At 34.7% G+C, this 1417-nt stretch carries 2 protein-coding genes; one reads left to right on the plus strand and one right to left on the minus strand.

The genetic code is table 11. The features are described from left to right. The first annotated feature begins 334 nt into the window (after nucleotides 1–334). Complete coding sequence (locus HK11_RS11730; RefSeq protein WP_086555500.1) at nucleotides 335–1180, plus strand: CatB-related O-acetyltransferase; 846 nt, start codon at nucleotides 335–337, stop codon at nucleotides 1178–1180. Nucleotides 1181–1223: 43 nt separating this feature from the next. On the opposite strand, the gene HK11_RS12655 is transcribed toward HK11_RS11730, so the two are convergent. Then, the coding region (locus HK11_RS12655) for a hypothetical protein (protein ID WP_233133470.1) at nucleotides 1224–1417 on the minus strand (194 nt) is incomplete at its 5' end.

Here is a 1417-nt window from a genome sequence, read left to right on the forward strand (position 1 = left end):
CCAATCAACTAAGGGGAAATGAAATCACAGAGGAACCCTCAAAACCAGTGGGTTTTTCGAACCCTCTACGTCAAAAAATCCCGCCTATTTCATATCGTCTTTCCTCCAACCAGAACCGGAAAAATGGAATCACAGCGCAGGCCTCAATACCTAAGGCATGTCGTCAGTTAGGGTGGAGTGGCATGAGGCTTGTACTCCCATTTGATCTGTGATGTTAGGGTTTTTTCGAACACTCCATATGCGACATAAAACTTAAGTTACGGGGGTTTTCGAATTTTTTATTTTCTATATTAATTTTCTGCACACTCTATTTTTTATTATTAGGAGAAAAATCATGCGGTTAAGAAATATTTTGATCAATAGATATTGGGTTTTTTTTGTTAACGAATATAAAGCCGCAGATTTTTTCAAATTTAAATATAACGGAGAAATAAGGTGGTATAAGCACCCTAACGAATTTTACTGGTCTTTAGAAGATAATATGCTAAAAATATATGATGTTAATAAAAACCTGAAAGCAGAATTAAGTTTTACATATGATAGTGATGAAAAATGTATAATTGAAGGAGTATATTTAGATGATCCTGAGAATGTGAAATTTCGTTTTGAATCACCAAGTAAAGATTACAAACCAAAAAATTTCTCTCCTACAAGAGATACATATCCTAATATGGAAATCGGTGACCACACATACGGAATTCCTGATATAATAGATGGTCCACATGGTGAGATTGTTATAGGAAAATTTTGTTCTATAGCGGTAGGTGTATCTATTGTTGCTGCAAACCACAATATTAATTACGTTAGTACTTATCCATTTAAAACAATATGGAATCCACAATGGAGAAGCTTAGATGGTATTTCCGATCATACTTCTAAAGGGAAAACTATTATAGGTAATGATGTGTGGATTGGTAAATCTGCTTTTATTATGAATGGCGTTAACATAGGTGATGGTGTAGTAATAGGAGCAGGTTCTATTGTAACTAAAGATGTTCCTCCATATGCTGTCGTCGCTGGAAATCCGGCGAAAATATTAAAATTTAGATTTGAACAACATATTATAGATAAGCTGTTAAAAATTAGTTGGTGGAATTGGGAAGATGAAAAAATTGATGATTTTTTGCACCTTATTATGTCGGAAGATGTAAATACTTTCATTCAAAAAGTAGAAAATTAATTATTCAAATTCGTATAGATTAAAATACAATTTGTTGGAGATTTTAGTTTATAATTTCTGGTTTCTTGGTTTGATTTTCGCTCTGCGATTTGAGCAGAGCGAGGATTTCCTGCTCTGGGGATGCTACGCAGCGGCGTTTATCTGCTCCAGGAGAAGAAAGCGATGCATATGGAGTGTTCGAAAAACCCACTGGTTTTGAGGGTTCCTCTGTGATTTCATTTCCCCTTAGTTGATTGG

Source organism: Acetobacter sp. DmW_043, from assembly GCF_002153485.1.
GTDB lineage: Bacteria > Pseudomonadota > Alphaproteobacteria > Acetobacterales > Acetobacteraceae > Acetobacter > Acetobacter thailandicus.